Origin of the sequence: Actinoplanes sp. NPDC026623 (genome assembly GCF_040638275.1) — a bacterium.
Classification (GTDB): Bacteria; Actinomycetota; Actinomycetes; order Mycobacteriales; family Micromonosporaceae; genus Actinoplanes.
Map to the genome: position 1 here is coordinate 1 of NZ_JBEZXZ010000318.1, position 6,233 is coordinate 6,233.

A 6,233-nucleotide genomic window follows, 5' to 3' on the forward strand; every position below is an offset into this window, starting at 1 on the left:
ATATGCCGTGGTTAATACCTGTGACGTGCCGATAAACCCCTGCCCCGGGGCCTGAACGCCGGTGCGGGGCGCCCGGCCGGGCGCCCCGAACTTCACTACCGCACGGATCCGATGGTGCGCAATCCGAAGACCGCTGACAAACGTTTCACTATCTTGAAACGGATCATGCATCGGTGGAAGTTGATTTTGAATTACTACTTCCCATCGTCACGCACCGATCGGTATTCTCTCACCTGTTCAGATCAAACTCGCCGCCCTTGGCTGAGTCAACAAACTCAGTCCAGTTTGACGGGTTGAAGATGAGAGCTGGACCCGTAGGGTTCTTGCTGTCGCGAACGGCAACGGCTGTGTCGAGGATTGCGACCTCGACACAGTTGTTGCCGCCGTTTCCGTTGCTGCGACTGCTTTTTTTCCACACGGCAGCGTCGAGATGGTGCGCAGGCATGCCAAGCACCTCCCTTCGATATGCGGTTGTAGTTCTCACTGCACGCTTCCCGCGCAGGGCCTATCGGTGAAGCAGGGCCTATCAGTGAAGCAGGCCCTCGATCATCTTGATCGTCAGACGACTGTCGAGGGCTTTGGCGCTCAGCCGCTCGAACTCGTCTCGGTAGCGAGCGACCTCTGAATGTTGCTCTTCGTAGTAGTCTCCCGCAAGACCCTCTAGGTAAACTACATCCAAATGAGTGGTCTCCCGGAACTCCAAAAGCGCTGCTGAGCCCCCTAGGAAGGGGTGTTCGCCGGCGTCGAATGGCAAGATCTGCACCGTTACTGTGGGTAGTTGTGCAGTGTCTAATAGATGCCGCAGCTGTTCATTCATGACCTCCGGGCCGCCGACGATGCGGCGCACCGCGGATTCGTCCATGATCGCGGCCAGGGTCAGCGGGTTGCGGGCGGTCAGCCGGCCCTGGCGCTTCAGGCGCAGCGCGACCCGGCGATCGATGTGGTGCGGCGGGTCGAAGGACCGGCCGGTGCGCATCAGCGCCCGCATGTATGCCTCGGTCTGCAGCAGGCCCGGCACCAGCACCGGCTCCCACGCGCGTAGTACAGAGGCCTCCGCCTCCAGGCCGACGAAGTTGCCCGGGCGCATGATGTCGCGGTAGTCCGTCCACCATGTCCGCTCCCGGGAGAGCCGGGCCAGCGCCATGAGCGCCTCGCGGTAGGCCTCGTCCTCGACGCCATAGAGCGTGAGCAGGTCTTTGACGTCGCGGGCGGTCACCGCGACGCGGGCCGTCTCGATCCGGGTGACCTTGGCCGCGTGCCATTCGAAGTGGCGTCCGACTATCTCCTGGGTCAGTCCGGCGGCCTCGCGGCAGCGCTTCAGCTCGGCTCCCAGGCGGCGCCGCCGCAGGGTGGGGCCCTCGTCAGTGGCCACTGTGGCCCCCTCGGTTCTCGGGTAGGGATACACGTTCTGCACCGTCCCATGCTTCGCCAAGAACATACGCCTGGATTCCGAGTCTAGTACTTCTTGTGTTGACCTTAGAGCTGGGTACATGATGCACCGGACAAAGAGTAAGTGCGGCCTATACGGGCAGTTGTCCGTGGACGAATCTCATGTCGATGTGTACGTACGTACTAGGGAGTGGCGGCGTGCTGGCTGACCAGTTCTACCTGATTGCACACGAGGACCGGACCGGCCGATCACGGCTGCATCCGCGGGCCACCGGTATTGGTCTGGCCGCCTCGCTACTGGGCGAGCTTATCCTCGACGACCGGCTCCGTATCTACGCGGGTGACCTCGAGATCGTGAGCAACGCACCGCCTCGCGACGCACTCACCCATTCAATTCTCGACCTGTTGATAGCCCAGCCGCAGCACCGCGATGTGCGGACCTGGCTGGCCTACCTGTCTCAGGACGCGGCGATCCGGGTGGGCGAGCGGCTGGAGCGTTGCGGCGCGGTCGAGTCGGTGACCCGGCGCCGGATGCTGAGCACACAGACCTTCTACATGCCCAACAACGAGCTGCAGCGCAACGCGGCGGCCTGGGCACCGATGCGGCTCGCGAACATCCTGGTCCGCGGGGTGGACATGTCCATCGGGGACCGGGTGCTCGCCGGGCTCGTCGCCGCGACCGGGCTCACCCGCCACGTGCTGTGGGACTTCGAGGCCCACCGTTCCGCGCTCACCGTGCTACCCAACACGGTGGCGTCCCTGCCAGAGGACCTGCGACAGCTGATCGAGTACACCGAGTCAAGCGTCGGCTCGGTGCTCGCCGTCGGGCGTCGGTGAGCTCTCGCGGGCGGCACCACCGCCGACCGGACAACTTCGATCAATGGGCCGGGAGGCTGTTGATGACGCGTAAGGAAACGCCCGAGCCGGACATCATCTCGACGGCACTGGCTCGTAACCGGCTCGGCGTGCCCTCCGTGGTCTTCTTCGGCGTGGCGGGTGCCGCCCCGCTGACCGTCATCATCGGCTCGATCTCGGCGATCTACGCCCTCATCGGCAACACCGCCGTGCCGGTGATCTACCTGGTGGTCGCCGGGATCCTGTCGATCTTCACGGTCGGGTTCGTGGCGATGAGCCGCCACATCGTCAACTCCGGCGCCTTCTATGCATATATCAGTCACGGGCTCGGGCGGGTCACGGGTGTCGGCGCGGCATTCGTGGCGCTGCCGGCCTATTCGCTGATGCAGATCGGGTTGTTCGGGCTCTTCGGCTCGGCGGCCTCCGACATCCTCGCGGCGCTCGGCGTGACGGTCGGCTGGTTCCCCTGCGCCCTGGCCGCCTGGGCCGTGGTCGCGGTGCTCGGCTTGCTCTGGGTGGACCTCAGCGGCAAGGTCCTCGCCGTGCTGCTGGTCGCCGAGATCAGCGTGGTGATCATCTATGACCTGGTGATGGTCGCCAACCCGGCCGGCGGGCACGTCAGCTTCGAGACGCTCGCGCCGGGGCAGATCTTCTCCGCCGACGTCGGCGCGATGATGGTCCTCGCGGTCGCCGGGTTCGTCGGCTTCGAGGCGACGGTCGTGCTGTCCGAGGAGGCCAAGGACCCGAAGAAGACCATCGCGCGGGCCACCCACCTCGCGGTCATCCTGGCCGGCCTGCTCTGCGGCATCTCCGCCTGGGCGATGTCGGTGAACACCGGCGCGAACCAGATCGTCGCGACCGCGCAGGAACACCGGACGGACCTGGTGTTCGCGCTGGTCGCACCGCACGTGCCCGGGGTCCTGGTGGACATCGGCTACATGCTGTTCCTGACCAGTGTCTTCGCGGCGCTGCTCGCGTTCCACGCCGCCGTCGCGCGTTACCAGTTCGCCCTGGGCCGCGAGGGGGTGCTGCCGTCCGCGTGGGGACACACCCATCCGCGTACGGGTGCTCCGTTGCTGGGCTCGATCACCCAGAGCCTGCTGGCGCTCGGCGTCCTCATCGCGTACGCCGCGGCGGGCGCGGAACCGCTGCTGTACCTCTTCGCCTGGCTGACCACCATCGGCGGGCTCGGCGTGCTGATCCTGATGTGGAGCGCGTCCTTCGCGGTGCTCGCGTTCTTCGTGCGCAACCGCGGCCTGGAGAACGCCTGGCGGGCCACCATCGCCCCGATGATCGCGTTCCTGCTGCTCAGCGCCGTGCTCGGGATCACCGTGATCGGCTTCGGCGAGCTCATGCAGGTCGACGGGGATTCGCCGTTCCAGTGGCTGGTCCCGGTCCTCTACTGCGGGGTCGCGCTGATCGGCGTCGTCTGGGCGCTGGGCATGCGGGCCGCGCGGCCGGAGGCCTATGCGGGGATCGGCCGCGGCGCCGACGGAGGTGTCGTGGCGTTACCGGAAGGCCCGCCCCTGACCAAAGGGTCACATGAACCTGTCGGGGCCCGGGGCTATCACTACTGATCGGGCTGCCCGCTTCGCGAGAGAGGATTTCGATGACGAACGCCACCCGAGGATCGGCGAGCCGTGACGACGCATCAGCCGGCACGGAAGGCACCGCCGGCCTCGTGGCTGCCGCCGCCACACCGCGACCGATGATCCCCCCGCCGCTCGAGGCCGGGCGGCGGGCCGGCGAAGTGGCCGGGTCGGCGCACGACCGCGCACGTGAGCTTCCCGCGGCGCAGGACGCACCTCGTCCGCTCGACCCGGACCACCATCCGGCGTTCCCCGTGGCGCACCCCGATCCGCAGAATCGGGGTATCGGCAGCGCCCTGCTGGATCGCCACCACGCCCGGCTCGACCGAGCCGGACTCCCGAGATACCTGGAGGCAAATGACCACCGCACTCGCGATCTTCATCTCCGGCACGGTCACGCGCGCCGGTCTCCCAACCAGGTACCCGGTGGATCACCGTTGTGGTCGAAACGGAGGTCGCCTATGGCATGACGTCCGGTGACCACTCAGGCCGCCTCCTCATTGGGGAACTCGTAGAGCCAGTACGACTGCTGATCGATGCGCTGGAAGCGCATGTTGGCGGTGAGCCGCTCCACCATGCTCCGGAACACGTGCGAGAAGTTCAGCACCTCGTCGTTGTAGCTGCAGATGTCGATGCCGACGAGGCCGTTCTGGGTGGCGGCGACCACGTACATCTCTTCGACCAGTTGACGGAACATGTGCCGGCCCTGTGCCTTGGGGTGCACCGCGACGAATCCGATGTACCAGATCTTTCGTGCCGCATAATGCTCGGGCCAGTGCCGCTCGAAGTACTCAGGAGCGATCAGCGGCACCGCGTCGAGATCGTTCGTGTACGTGGACAACCCGCAGAGGGTCCCGTCGTCGTCCACGCACAGATACTTCTGGACGCGCTGATCGTTCATGACCTCGTCGAACTCATGGCGGTACATGAGGTGTCGCTGCACCGCCATCGCGTTCAGTTCGCGGAAGGCGTGGAGATAGAGGTCCCACGCCGATTCCAGGATCTCGTCGTCATTGATCCGATCGACAACCTTGATGACCATGCTCTGCTCCCCGCAATGCTGCTGGTCGTGACCACCGATCCGCGTCTGCGACTGAAGTTGATCGATGGCTGATTGACCAACAGAGTACGGAGAGTGACTCAAGAACAACAGGCCGTGAGAACCGGTTTATTGGTCTTGGGCGGCGTCCACGCGTGTTGACGGCGATTTTGGCATGCCATGGTCATGTACTTCGTGCAAGTTGCACGGAAAACGCGTTCCTGTGAGCCCTCGGGATGCCGCGAAGTCTTAGTAGGACGGAGGCGGCCGCCGGGACCGGATTGTTTCCTCCAGATGTCGCCGGAGCTGCCCAGGCGCTAGATTGTCGTTACGAACCATCGACCGTCCTGGATGGCTGCCATGTCGGATCAGTTCACGATCGTGACGGACCCTGTCGCCGACTCCGTGGCGCTCTCCGCCCTGTTCGCGGTCCTGCCGCTGTTGACGCTCTTCATCCTGCTCGGCGTTCTGCGCATGCGGGCCTGGCTCGCCGGGTTGATCGCGCTCGCCGTCGCGCTCGTCGTGGCGATCGTCGTCTACTCCATGCCGGTCGGGCAGGCGCTGCTCTCCGCGAGCGAGGGCGCCGCGTTCGGCTTCTTCCCCATCCTCTGGATCGTCCTGAACGCCATCTGGGTCTACAACCTCACGGTGGCGAGCGGGCACTTCGACGTGCTCCGCCGCTCGATGGAGCGGGTCAGCCCCGACATGCGGATCATGGCGATCATCGTCGCCTTCTGCTTCGGCGCGCTGCTCGAGGCCCTCGCCGGCTTCGGCACCCCGGTGGCGGTCACCGTGGTGATGCTGATGGCGCTCGGCTTCCCGCCGATCCGCGCCGCCGCGGTCGCCCTCATCGCCAACACCGCGCCGGTGGCGTTCGGCGCGCTCGCCACCCCGATCGTCACGCTCTCGACCGTCACCTCGGGCGCCGCCGACGACCCGCGGCTCAACACCGACACGCTCGGCTCGATGGTGGGCCGACAGACCCCGCTGCTGGCGGTGGTCGTGCCGCTGATCCTGGTCGCCGTGATCGACGGGCGGCGCGGCATCCGGCAGACGTGGCCGGCCGCGCTCACCGCCGGCGGGGTGTTCGCCGTCGGGCAGTTCGTGGCCTCCAACTACATCTCGGTGCCGCTCACCGACATCATCGCGGCGCTGCTGGCCGCGGCCGCCGTCGTGCTGCTGCTGCGCTTCTGGCGTCCGGTGGAGTCGCCCGACCTGCGCGAGACCCGGCCCGCGCCGCCCGCCGGCGCCGAGGCCGAGGCGGCCGGCTCCGCCGCCGCGCCGGCGCCCGGCGCGCGCGGGGGGCCGGGGGGGGCGGGGGGGCGGCGCGGCAGCGGGGCCGGGGGCGCCCGCGCGGTCGC

At 66.8% G+C, this 6,233-nt stretch carries 7 protein-coding genes; 3 read left to right on the forward strand and 4 right to left on the reverse strand.

Annotated elements, in window-relative coordinates; all coding sequences use genetic code 11:
- Positions 1 to 229 precede the first annotated feature (229 nt).
- Together AB0F10_RS43390 and AB0F10_RS43395 are read right to left on the reverse strand one after the other, a co-directional pair.
- Positions 230 to 445 carry a DUF397 domain-containing protein gene (locus AB0F10_RS43390; protein ID WP_360639871.1) on the reverse strand — a complete coding sequence of 72 codons (216 nt, stop codon included), beginning with the start codon at positions 443 to 445 and terminating at the stop codon, positions 230 to 232.
- Positions 446 to 526: 81 nt separating this feature from the next.
- On the reverse strand, positions 527 to 1,372 hold the full coding sequence (locus AB0F10_RS43395) for a helix-turn-helix transcriptional regulator (RefSeq protein ID WP_360639874.1): 846 nt from the start codon (positions 1,370 to 1,372) through the stop codon (positions 527 to 529).
- Positions 1,373 to 1,587: 215 nt separating this feature from the next.
- On the opposite strand from AB0F10_RS43395, the gene AB0F10_RS43400 reads away from it, so the two are divergent.
- Both AB0F10_RS43400 and AB0F10_RS43405 read left to right on the forward strand, forming a co-directional pair.
- Positions 1,588 to 2,226 carry a GPP34 family phosphoprotein gene (locus AB0F10_RS43400; protein ID WP_360639877.1) on the forward strand — a complete coding sequence of 213 codons (639 nt, stop codon included), beginning with the start codon at positions 1,588 to 1,590 and terminating at the stop codon, positions 2,224 to 2,226.
- A gap of 62 nt (positions 2,227 to 2,288) precedes the next feature.
- Complete coding sequence (locus AB0F10_RS43405; RefSeq protein ID WP_360639879.1) at positions 2,289 to 3,821, forward strand: APC family permease; 1,533 nt, start codon at positions 2,289 to 2,291, stop codon at positions 3,819 to 3,821.
- A 74-nt stretch (positions 3,822 to 3,895) separates the two neighbouring features.
- Here the strand turns inward: AB0F10_RS43405 and AB0F10_RS43410 are convergent, their stop codons facing one another.
- Positions 3,896 to 4,216, reverse strand: a complete 321-nt coding sequence (locus tag AB0F10_RS43410; protein WP_360639882.1) for a hypothetical protein — start codon at positions 4,214 to 4,216, stop codon at positions 3,896 to 3,898.
- Between the two features lie 101 nt (positions 4,217 to 4,317).
- Entirely contained in the window at positions 4,318 to 4,875 is a 558-nt protein-coding gene (locus AB0F10_RS43415) for a GNAT family N-acetyltransferase (RefSeq protein ID WP_360639885.1), read from the reverse strand.
- A 357-nt stretch (positions 4,876 to 5,232) separates the two neighbouring features.
- Between AB0F10_RS43415 and AB0F10_RS43420 the strand changes: the two genes are divergently transcribed.
- Positions 5,233 to 6,233 (forward strand): L-lactate permease (locus AB0F10_RS43420; protein WP_360639888.1); only part of this gene is annotated, 1,001 nt, incomplete at its 3' end.